Annotated in this window: 10 protein-coding genes; 1 reads left to right on the top strand and 9 read right to left on the bottom strand. The window is 48.3% G+C overall.

All coding sequences use genetic code 11. From position 1 onward, the window contains the following. Window position 1 precedes the first annotated feature (1 nt). From BN1128_RS22795 to BN1128_RS22785, 3 genes are all read right to left on the bottom strand, one after another. On the bottom strand, window positions 2-805 hold the full coding sequence (locus BN1128_RS22795) for a fimbria/pilus periplasmic chaperone (protein ID WP_052445557.1): 804 nt from the start codon (window positions 803-805) through the stop codon (window positions 2-4). Further along, a complete protein-coding gene (locus tag BN1128_RS22790; RefSeq protein ID WP_082030521.1) occupies window positions 805-3276 on the bottom strand; it encodes a fimbria/pilus outer membrane usher protein in 2472 nt (823 codons plus the stop codon). Before BN1128_RS22790 ends, BN1128_RS22795 begins: the two co-directional genes overlap by 1 nt. 89 nt (window positions 3277-3365) lie before the next feature. After that, the gene (locus tag BN1128_RS22785) at window positions 3366-3884 is read right to left on the bottom strand and encodes a fimbrial protein (protein WP_042873304.1); all 519 of its coding nucleotides are present in this window, start codon (window positions 3882-3884) and stop codon (window positions 3366-3368) included. Window positions 3885-5092: 1208 nt separating this feature from the next. Here BN1128_RS22785 and BN1128_RS22780 point away from each other — a divergent pair. Next, the gene (locus BN1128_RS22780; protein ID WP_042873192.1) at window positions 5093-6346 is read left to right on the top strand and encodes an IS256 family transposase; all 1254 of its coding nucleotides are present in this window, start codon (window positions 5093-5095) and stop codon (window positions 6344-6346) included. A gap of 267 nt (window positions 6347-6613) precedes the next feature. Here BN1128_RS22780 and BN1128_RS22775 read toward each other — a convergent pair whose 3' ends face one another. From BN1128_RS22775 to BN1128_RS22750, 6 genes are all read right to left on the bottom strand, one after another. Further along, entirely contained in the window at window positions 6614-8146 is a 1533-nt protein-coding gene (locus BN1128_RS22775) for an EAL domain-containing protein (RefSeq protein ID WP_167335829.1), read from the bottom strand. A 38-nt stretch (window positions 8147-8184) separates the two neighbouring features. Then, the gene (locus BN1128_RS22770; protein ID WP_156140645.1) at window positions 8185-8826 is read right to left on the bottom strand and encodes a hypothetical protein; all 642 of its coding nucleotides are present in this window, start codon (window positions 8824-8826) and stop codon (window positions 8185-8187) included. Window positions 8827-10539: 1713 nt separating this feature from the next. After that, window positions 10540-10845, bottom strand: coding sequence for a hypothetical protein (locus BN1128_RS22765; protein ID WP_042873188.1), 306 nt, complete (start codon window positions 10843-10845; stop codon window positions 10540-10542). 613 nt (window positions 10846-11458) lie between these two features. After that, complete coding sequence (locus BN1128_RS22760) at window positions 11459-12640, bottom strand: winged helix-turn-helix domain-containing protein (protein WP_082030519.1); 1182 nt, start codon at window positions 12638-12640, stop codon at window positions 11459-11461. 293 nt (window positions 12641-12933) lie between these two features. Next, entirely contained in the window at window positions 12934-13884 is a 951-nt protein-coding gene (locus BN1128_RS22755) for a LuxR family transcriptional regulator (protein ID WP_244464655.1), read from the bottom strand. Window positions 13885-14031: 147 nt separating this feature from the next. Next, window positions 14032-16098 (bottom strand): ImpA family metalloprotease (locus tag BN1128_RS22750; RefSeq protein ID WP_042873179.1); only part of this gene is annotated, 2067 nt, incomplete at its 5' end.

The raw sequence follows: 16098 nt of genomic DNA, 5'->3' as shown, positions 1-16098 counted from the left end.
GTTACTTATCCTGCAGAGTGCACTGAACACCACCGTCACACGCATACGCCAATTCACGTTGCGCGCCGTAATCATCGACGTAGGTGAACACCGGTTTTTTGCTTGATGCTTTCACAGGCAAAGTCACATCTTCGAACGGAGCAAGCATGACGACATCAAAGCCATCCAGCGACGCTCCCTTTGCACCATCGGTACCCGCTACAACCGTAACGTAATAAGCCGATGTGTTTTTCAGCGCAAACTTATTATCGGGTGACTTTCTCAGCTCCACCTTACGTTGAAATTTCGAGTCGTTACCTTTTGCATCCAGCTGAAGGGCTGCTGGGCGATAGAACATTTTGATTTTTGTCTGTGCGGCCAACTGCAGCACGTTGGCGCTTTCACTGCGTGGTGGAATTTCACGTACGTTGAACCAAAACAGCGTTTCCCGGTCTTGGGGGAGCTTGGAAACGGAAGGCAGAGATTGAATTTTCAATGCACTGTCCTGGGATGCCTCAATGCGCTGGATAGGGGGAACCACCACCAATGGGTCGGTAACCTTGGCGCCTTTGGCATCCTCAATCCAGCTTTGCGCTAAAAATGGCAGAGTCTTGTGGTAGTTGTGTACCGTCACCGTCATCGACTTTTTCCCGCCATCAAAGATGACCCGTGTACGGTCAAGGGAGACTGCAGCGTGACTCGTTACGCTCGTCATTAAACTGACTGCCAGTACAAGACTATTGAGCATAAAATTACATTTCATAACATCACCTTTAAATGCTTTATGGTTTTTCAACACATCTTTTAATGTAAGTGCCGTCATCATTACTGGCAGCGCACTGTCAACATTTCGTCATCTGCTGGTAGTGTTTCAGGGAAGGTCGCCACGCAGCTGTCCTGGTTACTCCAACGGACAGTCATTTGCTCACCCGCCTTGATACCAGCTATATAGGTCAGTCCGTTTTCGCCGACAATCCCCTGATTGACCTGCTTGGCACTGATAACATTAGAGCCAAATGGCGGGAAGGAACCATCCTGCAATTGAACGGTTGCCATACGCTTGATACCGGACAGTATGTCAAAGTGCTTGTAGCCAATGGCCCCCTCGGTCAGCGTACTCGTCTGCATGGTGTTATTCGCAACATCTACGTCGTCATCCAGCGTGGTCACATCCACGCTTATCTGAGAGCGTTGGTACGTGCCCACATCAGTCATGACCGCAGACCCCAACATGTTACTGCGGGTCGCAGGGCCATAACCACGAACCGGCACATCAGCCACACCATCCGTATCAACCAAAATTCGCGCGTTCCCCATGGAGCTGGTTTTGTGGAATCCAGCCCCCTCGGCAGTGGCCGTGAAGCCCCCGCTGACACTCATACCAACAGCTGAGGTAGAAGATTGATGACTGGCGTTTACCGAGGTTGACGCATATTCACCGTTGTGAGTGTAGTAGCCACTGATGCTCTCCCCTGAGCTGTTTGTGCCCGCGGTCAACGAGTAGCTGTCCGAGTCTGAATAATTCGAATAGGACACGTTATGGCTGGGAGAGCCATTACCAAAGCTATTGCTGTAACTCACGTTACCACGACCACTTCCGAGTGGTACGGACAGCGATAAGTACATGCCGTCATCATTGGTGCCATCTTGGCTAGTCCGAAAAACGTTCGCAGACAGATTCAAACCATCAACGCCAAAAGCACTAAAGCTACGAGATAATGAAAAATTATATCGAGACTGTGATTCATCGGAATCCCAGTATGTCTGGTGAGTAAAGCTCAGATAAGCGCCGACTTGCAGGTCCCGGAACTGTTTGCTCAACGTTATATTGTACATCCCCTTACTTTTGTGATAACCAGCTTGTTCTGTGCTGTCGAGCGAGGAGTCGTCCGTTGCATGAATAAAATCATTCATGTTCATGTAGTTTCGGTCTGAAAATCGGTAACCCGCAAACGATACCTGGCTATCGAGTTCGTCAAAGCGCTTGGAATAGTTGGTGCGATAGGAATTACCTATCTTAGTATCCCCATCAGGAAGGACAGCCCTGGACGTGGTGGTATCAAATGATATCGCACCGAAATCAAGCAAATCTCGACCAAAACCCAGCGCCAGAGCTGCATAATCGTTACTGGCAATAGCCCCCCCCAACAGAGACCAACCGTTGTTTACACCCCACGAAAATTCACCACTGGCGAAACTGGGTCCATCAACGCTGTGTTTTGTCCCCGATGGCCGACCCACCGCAACATTATAGCGAACAGCACCCGGTCGGGTCAGATAAGGGATGTTGGCGGTGGCCACCTGAAATGTCTGTACAGTGCCGTCTTGCTCCTCAACGCGCACATCCAGAGTGCCCGAAACAGAGTTCGGGATATCCTGGATACGGAACGGACCTTGAGCCACCTGGGTGGAATACAAGACTCGACCATCCTGCCTGATTTCTACCCGAGCGTTGGTTCTTGCCACACCAACAACTTCAGGTGAGTAACCACGAAGGGCCGGTGGCAGCATGTTGTCATTGGACTCAACTTTCATGCCAGTGAACGAAAAGCCATCAATGACCTGAGAACCAAGCGATGTCTCACCAACCGTCAAATTAGCGGATAAGTCACGCAGCGCTTTATAGGCATAGACCCTGTTGATGGACATATCATGCGAGCTAGATTTAGCGTCGCCATAAGAATAATCATTGCGCGAGGCATTCCAGTCAGCGCGCAGACGCCATGAGGAAATATTGGCCCCAATAACGCCGTACCCACTGTAATTGGTCGACGTATCATCACTGCCATGAATAATCGTGTGTTGCGCTTGTAGATTGTAATCCAGCAGCACCCCATTAATACCATCATCCCAACGAGAGGGTGGGTCCCAACTTTCACTTTGGTATTCCAGATAAGCCTGGGGCAGAGAAATACTTAACATTAAGGATGCCGAGTCAATTTTAACCACAACCCCGGGCACACTGTCAAAATCCAAGCAGCCATCTTGTTGCCAAGCCAGTGACTTGATAACGTCTTTTTTAAAAGCAAACTTTTCAATCAACTCGGGTGAAACACAAGCCTGTGAACCATCCTTAATCGTTACATACTGCTCATTTATTTCAATGTTATTAAGTTTTACCTTCATCATATACTTGCCAGGCACAAGGTGACCAGGTTCTGCAAAATTAGCAAGATTGGCCACATCGCGATCTTCAACACTTAGCAAATCATAGTTAAATTCGACCGCCATCGCAGGATATCCACGCAACAACGCGCACGCAATAACGACGGTGCGATAAAGGTAACTTAATTTCATTTTTTAACACTCACCACTTTGACTGCATTTTAGAAAAGCCGGCAATTTGCCGGCTTACTATTACTGCCTCACAAATAACCAATGATTTATTAGTTGTAAGTCAGCTTGAAGTCAGTAGTGGCGGTATAGTCACCCGGAACCACATCATCTACACCCTTAACAACTTTGGCTTCGAAGCCGATGTCGTTGGTGCCGTCTTGCAAATCGATATCAGCGATGGCTTCACCCAGCTTGATAGGAGCGCCGTCTTTCATCATGGCTACAGCGATACCTTTCGCTTCACCACCGGTTAGCAAGGCGGTGTCAGTAGCGTCACCAGACTGACCATGGAATTCAAACGCTACAGTTTTCAGAGTTGCAGTGTTGCAACCCAGCAGCTGGACATTGAACGGCTTGGCAGTACCTTCACCTTCAGCATCAAGCTGACCGGTAGATACCACACCCAGGTCAACAGTTTGCTCTTCGCTAGCAGTTGCGAGGTAGCAAGGAGTATCAATCACAGACCCCTTGAAGTTAACGATACCGGTATCGCCAGCAGCAAAAGCAGAGGTGGCGCTGGTCATCAGAACAGCGGCGGCCAACACGGACATTGCGAAAGATTTTTTCATGATAAAGACCAATTGAATCCAATAAATAATAACAAGTGTGAATGTGCATTTATCGACAGGACGTTTACTCCCCGACCTGCACTACGTCTGGACGTCTGGTTTGCTCTGGTAATGCTCTGGTAAGTAACTACGGAGTTTTTCCCCACTACCACAGCCAGCTATCCAATGTTCAAAACAACGCAGCTACGTAAGCCCAGCCTTCACTCGTGGCATTGCACGATGAAAATGCAACGTCGCTGCTAGCCCAACACATGACAGCCAATTTGCAAGGTGACGCTCGCCTGCTACCTCGACAAATAGACGCTCAATTTGGGTAGTGGGGCTAGCAAAAGTGAAGCAAGCCGACACTGCGTCATTTCGAGATGCATAATCAACGTCGAGGCAAAATTTGTAAAAAGGCAAAAAGAGGAGAAGATAATCCCTTTATAATCAATTGACTAACTCATATCGCCGTGGGGTCGCTCGACGCTATAAGTAAGGGGTTAACCTGCCCCATCCATTCAACCATCTAACCGAGCCTCGTAAGGAGCCAGAACAACAAATTGCAATTGCTTGGCCCCTGTTAACTTTTCGCTGTGACATGCTCCAGCCCCCCAGTAGCTGGAAAAAATGCCCCGTCAAGCAGTCAGTCCATCCCCACGAAGAAACGTTTTGTCTGCGAAAGGGCTCATTTGTCGAAGGCAAGCTTGAACGACGCATTGACAGGGTGATGTGGATGGCAAGGAAAAAGAGGGCGATTCAGTCAAGGTGGCAGCGAATGGATTCCCACCAATAAACCGGCCAGGCAAGTTTAGGCGGCGACGTTACATTGTTGATAAGTCGAGGTCCGAGGAAGCAGAGGAAAAGAGGTGTAAGGAAAGGGCTAGGTGTCATCGGCGCCGGAGGTGCGCTGACTTCGCCACGCTAGAAAGCCCGGAAGGGTTGCGCCAGGGCTCGCGCTGGGCAATAAATGTCACCGCCGATGTAAAAATGACCCACTGGATCAGTTTTCGATCGGCGTTGACAAATAAATGCACATTCAGGTAGTGGGACAGAGCACGCTGCCGCACTTATCCTTCCATCTCGCATTGCGAGTGGCCCATCTTGAACAAAGTTTGTAGCCCAGCGGCGAGTTATGGTGATTTCTGGTGTATGGGGGAGATAGAGAAGGTGGCGTATCCTGCTGATTGATTCCCGCGAAGAATCTCAATCAACAGAGGTGATACGCCATGACCAATTCTACCCTCAGAGTCCTGCCACCACCAGAGACCGAATCAACAGATCCGCTCACGGACCTGCTGCGCGCAGGCGCCAGAGACCTGATTGCCCAAGCAGTGGAAGCAGAGCTCAAAGCCCTGCTCGAGCACCACGCTCAGCGCAAGCTCCCCGATGGCCGCCAAGCTGTGGTGCGCAACGGCTTTTTGCCTGAATGCACCATCCAGACCGGGATCGGCGATGTCAAGATTAAAGTGCCCAAGGTGCGCGACAGAAGTGGCTCAGGGATCTGTTTCAACAGCTCGCTGCTACCGCCCTATCTCAAGCGTTCCAGCAACATCGAAGAACTGCTGCCCTGGCTGTACCTGCGGGGGATTTCCACTGGGGACTATCAGGAGGCGCTGGGCGCGTTGCTCGGTGACAAGGCCAAGGGGTTGTCGGCCAATACCATCAGTCGCCTGAAACAGCACTGGAGTGATGAGCATCGGGAGTGGAGCCAGCGGGACCTGAGCCAGAAGCGGTATGTGTACTGTTGGGCTGACGGGATATACAGCAACGTGCGTATGGGTGACCGGCGTTGCTTGCTGGTGATCATCGGCGTGACAGAGCATGGCCATAAGGAACTGGTGGCGGTCGAGGATGGCCTGAGGGAGTCTGAGTCCAGCTGGACAGAGCTCTTGATGGGGCTGCGCGCCAGAGGGCTGGACAAGGGCCCCAAGCTTGCCGTCGGTGATGGCGCCCTGGGTTTTTGGCGAGCACTGGCCAAGTGCTACCCGGACACGGTCCATCAACGGTGCTGGGTGCACAAGACCGCGAACGTGCTGGCAGCCTTGCCCAAATCAGTGCATCCCAAGGTCAAGGATGCGCTGCATGAAATCTGGATGGCTGAGACAAGGGATGAAGCGCACACGGCGTTTGAACGGATCTTGGTGCGGTTTGAAGCGAAGTACCCGAAGGCGGTGGAGAAGCTGACGAAAGACCGGGAGGAGCTGCTGGCGTACTATGATTTTCCGGCGGAGCACTGGGTGCATATCCGGACGACGAACCCGATAGAGTCGACGTTTTCGACGGTCAGGCTACGAAGCAAAAGAGCGCGGAACTGCGGCTCTCGGGAGACCACGCTGGCGATGGTTTACAAGCTGCTTGAAGTGGCACAGAAGAAGTGGAAGCGACTCAAGGGATTTGCGCTGCTGACGTTGGTAGCGAACAACGTGAAATTCAAGGACGGAGTAAAGGTGCTGGAGGAGTCAGACAGGAGTGCCGCCTGACCGACGCCATACACCAGATTTGACAATAGCTCCCCGGCGGCAGAATGACATGCAGGGCTGAGTGGAATAGTCGGTGTACTTGTCGGCGACAGAGTGCCCAAACAGCTCGGGACAAATCAGTCTGAACGCCCCAAAAAAGGACAGATGTAGCACCTGCATTACCCTTTCGGAAAAAATTAGGGGCCGCGCATCATCGCAGCCCCCAATGTAATTTGCTCATCCAGCAGGACAAGCCCTTCAGTAATTGACGTTTCAATTTCTCAACAGCTAAACCAAATGCTGCCTTTCGATAAAACTCAGAAACGCCTGAGGGGACGCGGGCGCACCGAAGAGATAGCCCTGCAACAGTTCAACACCGCTGTCAGCCAAATACTGCGCTTGTTCGCCAGTTTCTACCCCTTCAGCAACCAGCGTCATATCCATTTTTTTAGCCAAAGCAATCACACTATCCACAATATGTTGAGAGCCCGGCTCATCACCTATGCGACTTACAAACGATTGGTCAATTTTGATGATTTGAAAGTTAAAATCTTGCAACGTTGTCAGGCTGGAATGACCAGTACCAAAATCATCTAATGCAAATTTGACCCCCATTGCTGCTAGTGTCTTCAGTCTGTTGGCTACGTCAGGGGAGTTGTTCAATACGCTTCGTTCTGTCAACTCCAGGACCAATTTCCATTGATGCAACTTGCAAAGCGAGTTCAGAGCTTGGCAGTCCGCTAATAAGATATCATTTTCAAGGTGCCCGGCAGTTATGTTCAGGCTGATATGAAATCCTGGGCCGAAAAGGGCGTGTGAGGAATGAAAATATTTTGCGACATCAGCAAAAAGAGCACTTGTCATCTCTATAATCAGACCACTTTCTTCAGCCTGAGGGATAAACAAATCTGGGCGAACAAGCCCCTCCCAAGGGTGTTGCCAGCGCATTAACACCTCAGCCCCAATAACTCGCTTCGTTACCCCATCAACCTGCGGCTGAAAAAACGGAATAAATTCATGATTTCTTAAACCACGAGCAAGGTCTTCTTGTTGTGATACAGGTCTATTTTTTGTTCGATAGTAAAAAATGCCGGCGAAAAAGGACAGGCCGAGCAAACACCATCCGAGCATCATGTATTCGTGCTGAAATTGTGCCCAGGCGTCTTTATAAGACACTTCTGCATCGACTGAATAGGGAAGCTGTTCCGAGCGCAAGCTGGAAAAAATGAATGCGTTTGTTGCAGAGGGCGCGTGCTGAAAGGTACCCGAATCATTTAACTCGTTAGAGCCGACGCGAAAGCGGATGTCAGAGTTGGCGCGAGCAATGCGTAGCACCATCTCGATGTACAATCCGTCGACAGCACTCAACACTGCGTTATCACCCTGAGCCAATCGAACTACAACCAATGGCCTTTGCCGTCGAACCTGATTTTCCGGCATCAAGAGCAGCGTACCGTCAACATATAACGTTGGGTCATCATTTGCCGCTGTCTCGCCAAACAAAGACGAACAATACAGATTGCCTTTGTGTGCGAGGCTTATTGTTCGAAGAAAGGGGCCAAGCGCCGCCTCTTCTCGTAAACGTGGGAGAAGCGACCGGCATTGACCACCCACATTGTTGATCATTGCCTTATTCGTCAGCACCGCATAGTGGAATACCTGATCCAGCATGCCCACTGTTTGCTGCGCTGCATAATCAGTCTTGTGTTGCAGGCTACGAATGAAATCGAAATAGAAAATGGTGAGGCCAACGGACATCAACGAGGCAACAACCAAGCAAGTACCCAGAATGGACGTTTTTTTTCTCGTGGTTTTAGCCATTTTTCCACCTACTATGTTAGTCATTCGAAGACCATTGGTCACTGTGCCTTACCCTGCTTGCTAAATTCCAACGCATCTTTGAAGAGCTGCTTTACATGCACGGGATCGAGTTCTTGGAGGATTTGGTCGGTTGGACACGCCAAACGGCGAGCATGCAACCGAGTAATGTCCTCGCCACGAAAAGACGAGCGATTAAGCAGGTACAGGCCGTACATATTTTGGTATACGGTGGCATTGTTGAGCTTGCCAAGCTCCACCCCAGCACGCCATAGGGTATTGCCCTGCGTATCAATCCAGCATACATTTTTTTCAAAAAATATTTGGACTGGCGGCTGTACTGGTTTGTCTGGCGTACATGTTTGGGCTGGGATCGTGGCTATTATCGGAGGTAAATCACGGGCTTGCCATATCAATTGACTCGGTTGTTGCAACTGCTCACAGGACACGGGTACGACCAACGAAAACAGTCCTTCAAACACCGCACCACTGAGTTTTGTTACACGTTGGCCAGAGGCCAAGAGAACATTTCCATGAGTGCTTGGAGACACCAGCGTCATATGCAACACGCCGGGCGTCTTTTCATAGCTCAGGAATGCAAAATTTCGCTGTGCAGTGGCCTCTTGAGTGTCACCCATAGTGATGGTTGTTAACCCTATCCAGAGTACAACTGCTGCTACCATGATCCTGACGGCTCGGTGTAGCCCCCCCCGGATAGGTCTTGTCCACAACACCATCTCCGATATGCTCACCATTGGCTCTCCAAACAAAATACCTTATTGCAAAGGTATGGGTCGTGAGCGGTTTGCATCTTGCTCCGTAACCGCATAAATGAAAGCGTAAGCCGGATTATGCCGACAATCTACACGCGACTCATAACCCCAGAAGGTCCGGGTCCATTTGCCGTATTTGCCGCTCTCAGCCATGCGCACAAACACCGTTTCAGGCAGAGAGGCCCACACATAATGGTGACCCTCGCATTTACCTGCCCTGCTTTTCCCCCGAACGCCCCCCCCTAATGAGAGCCAGCGGTAGAGGGTTTGGTCATAAAAAATGACGGTGTTGTCGTCAGTGCGAAAAACCCGAATAACTCCGGGCTCTGCAGCAAGACGAATGCGATCGGGAATGTTCACGAGTTACATCACTCAACTGGCCCCTGAGTGTTACAGGGGGCATGTCATCAAAGTATTGAAGGGTGGATGAAATGGGTCCAATCGGACGATATGCATTGAAGAGCTCAGTTTGTTGAGCCCATGGTTAGAACATGCATAGAGTTAGAGTTTAGCGATGCTTTTGTTTTTTTGAAATTGCGAGTTGTGTCAACATAACCCCTTATTTATCAATTACTTTTAAGGGGCTCCAATCAAAATCACTGTCATTGGTGTTCGAAAAATGAAAACAAGAGCATTCCAAATGAGGCTTGGCATGGCGCATCAAAATCAGAAAAATTCAAAATTCAATCCAATATGCTGATTTGCATCTGTTCTATTTTTGTGCATCGCGACGTTAATGTGAGCCACTGGTAGTACGTACAAAAATCTGGACCACAGGAAATAGCAACCTTGTTACCTAAATCCAAGTGACAGAACTAACTCAAAGGACGGCTACCTGAGCACCGCAGCATGATGAGCCAGGTACTCGCCTACCGCCGAATGGCACCAATACAATAAGTATCTAATTTACCATGACCCTCTCGCCGCCAGGGTTGAGGTGACGCCATGGGATATTGCAATCAGCTGTATCGGCAGACTGCCTGCACCTTACTGATACAAAAGGGAATTTTCAGTCCATCCCTGCAACTGGCTAAAGGGCGACTCAACAACCCATTTATTTGTGTCAACGAGTGTGCCCCTGTGCACACCGGGCCTGCGCAGTACCAACAAACGAGCCTGACAGGTGAGGATGTCCTATCGTCAGCCATCCAAAGAGGGCGCAGCCCCGAGTATCGACTCGGGGGGGGGCAAAAATTATTGAGCCTGGCGCAAGCTACACTCGATGGCAGACCCGCGATATGTGGCGGTAAAAATATTCTTAGAAAATGTCCATGATGCGAATGGCGGCCAACATTGCACAAACCACTGCAGCACAGGCTGGGTACCGGTTACGTCAATAACATCACCGAAAGCTGTCAGCTGATAGCGCGTCAGGGGCGACAAGCTGTGTGCGGTACAGTAAAAAAATCGTGTCACAAAAAAGAGTCATCGTTGGTGATACGAAAGAGGGACATCGAATTTGTCTGACGGATATCATCGGCGATCACTTGTCTCATGACGAGCTAGCGATACTTCGATACACGCAGTTACTGGTTTCGGCCTCTTTGTCGTGAAATTAGGGGGGCAACATTGTCCTTTGTCCTGTTCCGCCCCCCCCCTGACTCTGGTTTGTTTGGTTGTTGTTCAGTTATATTTTATCGTTACGACAGCTTGATTTTTTTTCCTGTTAATCCAGTAATACTCGATATTTTTTACGTCTTGCCGTTTAGCAGCGAGTTCAGCGAGTAGGGGTAATGTCGAATGTTGTGTGCCGGAAGGGCAAACCAGCAACACATCTGTCGCTTGCGAATTGAGATGGCAGCCCCCCTCAACCACGCGCCCAACGAACGTTACGCGTCCATGCGTTCCATACGTCTGGCCGGCACCGGCTTGGACAATGGGTGGCACACTGAGGCACAGCAAAAAAAATACACTGACCGTAAGTTTCATAAGCCCTCCTTGGCTTGGGTTGTCAGGAGCAAAACCACACCCACTCGTGAAGTATTGCCTCGTATCAAGTATTACCTTGTATCTCATTGCATGTGAACTTTTTTGGTAACGCCACCATCCTAACGAAACCGGGAGCGGAGCCCGATGTGGCAATTTTTCGCCCAGCCAACCCTTCCCTCCGGGCGTTAAACGACAATTACACCGTCAGCTTCGCAACAATACCCAGACCCGCTAGCACCCTAAACGTCATAGCCCCTCTCCCGATAGACGGACATGGCTAAACACCAGGTGGGGGGCTCTATATGATGGTGCAATTCTACAAAGTCCTTAACGGCAACTATCGTAGCCATCTTCGTCTGGTCTATTTGGGCGAGGGTTTGGCAGAGCCATCTCTTTCACCTCAGCAGCGCCAACGTTCATAGCCTAGAACCGTGACAGTTGCTGGTTGAATTTAAACCCGTCAGCACTGGGAGAAACGGCTTGCCCATGATGCTGACTTAAAGGCCATGGAGATGAGCCACCATTTGCTTTCGATTGACTCCTTTTTGTTGCGCAAATATAGGCAACAAAGGGGCCTGTCGGTCATACGGTAGATAAAAAATGACCTGATTTTTCATTCGGTGTAATAGAGCGCCCCACCAAGAAGGTCTGTATAGTAAACTCCATCTTCATAGTTCAGCGATGTTTGCCTCATCACGGCAGGTGTTATGTCAAAAATGATCTGGTTTATTGTAGCCGAATGCGCAGTGCCTGCGTTCAGCCTCAAGTTAACCGCTGTCCTGGAATAATCAAATGTCACCGAACCATGTTTATCCATGGATATAATCGCCGCTCTAGAAAAAGATATCACGGGGTTATATTTTTGATCGGAAATAACATAGCGCTGAACAACCTGCTCGGTTGAACGATTTGCAACCTGGAGGACACTGACAACGAAGCCGTCAGCAACCACGCAACTATTAAAAAAAAGAACCTCAACCCCCTCATATGCACTGTTAAATATTTTCCGTGTGTTATTTGACTTTCTCATACTATGTTCAAGTGCATTTTTTACTGCACAACTCAATTGAATTGATAAATCGTCATCTTTATGGCGGTATAGTACGACCTCATTTTTTTGTCCTTTATTTGTCACTAAAACAATTGAAATTGCACGAGGTGATATCAAACTATAATAACGCCCTCCTTTTTCAAGACCTAGTGTGATTTTTTTATCCAATAATTTGACAAGCTCCTGGCTGAGCTTGGCATTCATATCCTGAGTATAAAACAATTTTCCGACCGAGCCACTAGTGGACGCAACAGGGAGTAATGTTGTTGCCTGCAGATACCACCATATACCAATCGATACGGCACATATCATGGCAACCAACATAGACATAAGTCGCATTTTTTTGAGCGGATAAAACCTGGTCGCCTGCTGAGTGTCGTTTGCCTCCAATGCCGAAGGAGTGTAGCTATCGGTTTCGACTGGGAGTGCGGTCAGAGACAACGCCATGAGATAACCGACTCTTGGTACTGTATCTATTGAGTCAAGCGGAGCTCCCAGCGACTCTAATTTTCGGCGAATAAGCAACACACATTTATTTAAATTGCGATCTGCTCCGTTAGCATCGGACCATATATCTTTAATCAATGCTTGGCGGGTGACGACGGCTGGATGCGCGCGACATAACGCCAGCAACACCATGGTTTCCTTTTCGCTAAACTTGATTGCGCGGTGTGCAGCGGAAATTGTGAACCTATGAGGCGAAAAGGTTATTTTTTCATCAAATAAATAGTCGTAAGTAACCATAGATAATTCCGATATTAGTCAGCTAAAAAGGTCACGTGTGACCCCCTTAATAGTCTGCAGATGCCAGTATGTTGCGTAACTCTAGGGCTAGCCCCTCCCACAAAGGCATCTTCTGTCTCAGCTTGACCACTGTGGAGCCCTACGCATGAAGATACATCCTCCTAGGAAAGAGGCAACAGGGAGGCATGACAAATAGAGTGATTGACAATACCGTGGCCTTTTACTGCCATAATCGGCAACAAACCACCATACGAAACATGAGCTCCACGCTCAGTACCTTGGCAGTAACCCTGTCATTCCTCGTCAATAAACTTCACCTTGGATGCGCTAATGTTGAGTTGTACCAACCCGTGCTTGAGTACCCTGAACATCGCCTGATTCCTATTAGTTGTATCCAATTTTTCAACAATACGACAAAAATGATGAGTCACTGTTCGTGCAGAAACTCCCAAAATTTTTGCGATATCGTCCGTCTGCTTTCCTTCTGCGGCCCAATGACAAACTTCCAGCTCCCGTTTACTGACGAGTGGCTTGGGCGGTAATTCGGATGATATGATTCGAACGATAGCTTCAAACATGTAATTTTCCAAATACAACAGGATTGGGGCTACCGTCAACCACTCAGAACGTAAGTGCGTTGAACGAGTGGAGAACGACAACAACCCAAGGTGTCCTGTTACGCCATGCCAAGGAATTGTTATACCGTCTTTAAGACCCGCATCACTGGCATCCAACATCACTGCCAAACCGGCTTTATCCTGTGTATCTTGGCACTGCGAAAGGATCTGCGCCCATAAAATTGGCGTAGTCTGCCGCATTCCGGTTCGAAGCACGGGGTCAGTTCTGACATACCCACACATCAGATACTTTTTTACCCAAACAGAAGGGCAACCATTGTAGATCCGAGCATCAGGGCGCTGTATCGAGGTTGGTGAAAACATGGCGAGCCGAAAATAATCAAAACCAATTTTGTTACAGAGAGAACGTAAAAAAGTCAGAACCAAAAAATCATAATTCAGTCTGTTGATTTGGGTTATCAAGGTGGACACATCATTGGGGTAAATTGATTTAAAGGGTAGGGATTTATGCTCATTCATTATTTTTACTCTAAAAAAATCATTCCACCATGCACAAAAAAGAGGCGTTTCCTGCAGGTCCTGACATGCTGTCTCATCAATATCTGTGATATCGAACGTGTTAATGTTCTCACAGAAGGCACGACAAGGAATTTTTCTACCAAGCATAATGCTCTAACATCACGATATACGTAGCACCACAGCGAAAAGACCGCTCACAACAATCCCTCGGCATGCATCGATGTGAAATTGAATGTTAAAAAAACATGGCACTATAGCGCCATGTTTTTCAATAGCTAATTCGTTATGCCTGATTTATTGGGCGCACTGAGTTGGTGACGAACCATCCCGCCAGACTGTCGTATTATCCGAAAACGACAAGGGAAGGAATGTTAATCCCGCCGTCATATTTGCAGGAGGCATATCCCAATCCAGCATATACATACCCATTGGCAGTGCACCCTTGGTAGTATTAACTGCAACCTGTTCAACAGCCAGACTGCTATAATGTAAACCAACCAAATCGAAGTGACTTCTCCAGTCATAGCCGGTCAATTGGCTTAACGCGACTAGCATGAAGTCATTCCCTGGAATATCCTTGATTTGATTGCCACCATAAACTGCATGCCCTGAATATGGGAAAAGACTAAAGCCCAGCTTATCCCGATTGGCGGCCCACTCCGCTTCATTGTCTGCATATTTATCAAATATTCTGCTGTGCTCGTACAGCAGCGTAAACAGGTGGAAACCATTTGTCAATATTGTACCATTGCGCATTTTCATTCGGTCAGCTCGCAATGCCATCTGTATATAAAATATCATTCGATAGTCATTTTTTGCTGAATTGTCACCGGCCTTCCAGCCAGCTTCATAACGGCTCTCTCCTGGATTAAGGAGTCTGCAGTCTTGATCCAAAACCACACGTTCTCCCGCGCTATTTTTTAGCTTGGCCACATCAGACATAAAAGCAAAAAAAAGGTTTTTGCTGTTCATGTGTCCATCGTCAATAAGTGGGGCGTTTTCGTTATTTATGTAATGAGCTCGCCATTTAACCCAATAAGGGAAAATGTTATTTGAATTCTCTGTCGCTCGGTAAGTATAGGCCGGCCATTGGTCAGCATTCAACGTATCAACATAATTTGCTCCAAATTTATTTATTTGCAAATTATGACCTATCTCATGAGCCTCGCCCCAGCCGATAGGGTCAAAAACCCAAGACGCAGTAAATGGATTACCAGACGCTCCGGTGCCCGCCGTAGCATGTTGATCGAAAGTACCGTGTTGAATTTTCGACCTGTCGTGTAATATCTCATCAACACAGTCGGCGTTACCAAATATATCAGTACATACAGAGAGTACATCCGATGGCAACGACTCTGTTAATGTTTTTCCTTTTATAGCGAACCCCCCCAACGTGTACATCGGGTTAATCAAATCATCGTTCACTGCTCTAGCTATTTTTATCACTGCATCAGCAGTAAAATTATCTGCGTCAATAAAGCGGTCCTTGCGCATATGTAATTGGGTGTTACCGTTATCGATGTCGACATGCGGGATCTCCGTTTCTTCAAATAACTTGACGAATTCATCAAATTCAGCATCATTTGCACCGTTGGGAACTGACGGGTGCTTTGCAATACCCACTGCTGATACATCCACGTTCTTTGGCTCATGTTGAGCATTTGCCCCAAGGTAAATTGGACCACCATAAGGGCTCGAAAAAACCACAGTTTTCCCAGGTAACAGCTTTATACGCTGTGTCATGAGCTCCAATGGCCCAGTATATAGCCTATCTTCAAAAGCCTTATTCGTGCGCGGTTGATGGTAGTTGAGTTTAATTTCAACATCGATGTCCTGGCTAGCGTCATTTCTAGTCAAGCTTATGCTTTGACCTGGCAACGCATACCAACCTGTCGTCGTCCATTGCCAGCCTAAGTCCGCCGCTATAAGGAATGTCCGTCGGTCATTTTCTGTTTTTGGGTATACATAATGAGCGTTAGTTCCCTTACTCAGCTCGCTTGTCTCTTTTATGTATTCACCCAAATCAGGTTGTGGCAGGTTAGTTGTTCGTCCATAGTTCACCAACCAATCTGCAAACATCGCATGCAACCAATTATCATGCTCACTATCGCTAATCGGATAATCGATCATACTGCGATATTTATCCGCCAACAACACCGATGCTTGCAGCATTGCATTACCATTACGGGGCTGTCGTAGTATGTTGAGGTCATTGCGGTCAAACTCAATAACTGTATATCGCAGAAGATCAGCACCCTGTTTGAATATCTCCAAAAATTCAGGCTCATCACAAACCAGCAAGGTATTGTTGCATGAGTCCAATACCGAGGTGTTGAATTTTTTGTCCCGCAATGTACCAAA

Origin of the sequence: Aeromonas piscicola, assembly GCF_000820005.1 — a bacterium.
GTDB lineage: Bacteria > Pseudomonadota > Gammaproteobacteria > Enterobacterales > Aeromonadaceae > Aeromonas > Aeromonas piscicola.
This window is presented reverse-complemented; position numbering and strand designations above follow the sequence as displayed.

What these genes read in the sequence shown, in the direction of transcription:
- BN1128_RS22795 (WP_052445557.1), bottom strand. Translation starts at nt 805, where the DNA reads ATGATGACGGCACTTACATTAAAAGATGTGTTGAAAAACCATAAAGCA.
- BN1128_RS22790 (WP_082030521.1), bottom strand. Translation starts at nt 3,276, where the DNA reads ATGAAATTAAGTTACCTTTATCGCACCGTCGTTATTGCGTGCGCGTTG.
- BN1128_RS22785 (WP_042873304.1), bottom strand. Translation starts at nt 3,884, where the DNA reads ATGAAAAAATCTTTCGCAATGTCCGTGTTGGCCGCCGCTGTTCTGATG.
- BN1128_RS22780 (WP_042873192.1), top strand. Translation starts at nt 5,093, where the DNA reads ATGACCAATTCTACCCTCAGAGTCCTGCCACCACCAGAGACCGAATCA.
- BN1128_RS22775 (WP_167335829.1), bottom strand. Translation starts at nt 8,146, where the DNA reads ATGGCTAAAACCACGAGAAAAAAAACGTCCATTCTGGGTACTTGCTTG.
- BN1128_RS22770 (WP_156140645.1), bottom strand. Translation starts at nt 8,826, where the DNA reads ATGGTAGCAGCAGTTGTACTCTGGATAGGGTTAACAACCATCACTATG.
- BN1128_RS22765 (WP_042873188.1), bottom strand. Translation starts at nt 10,845, where the DNA reads ATGAAACTTACGGTCAGTGTATTTTTTTTGCTGTGCCTCAGTGTGCCA.
- BN1128_RS22760 (WP_082030519.1), bottom strand. Translation starts at nt 12,640, where the DNA reads ATGGTTACTTACGACTATTTATTTGATGAAAAAATAACCTTTTCGCCT.
- BN1128_RS22755 (WP_244464655.1), bottom strand. Translation starts at nt 13,884, where the DNA reads ATGCTTGGTAGAAAAATTCCTTGTCGTGCCTTCTGTGAGAACATTAAC.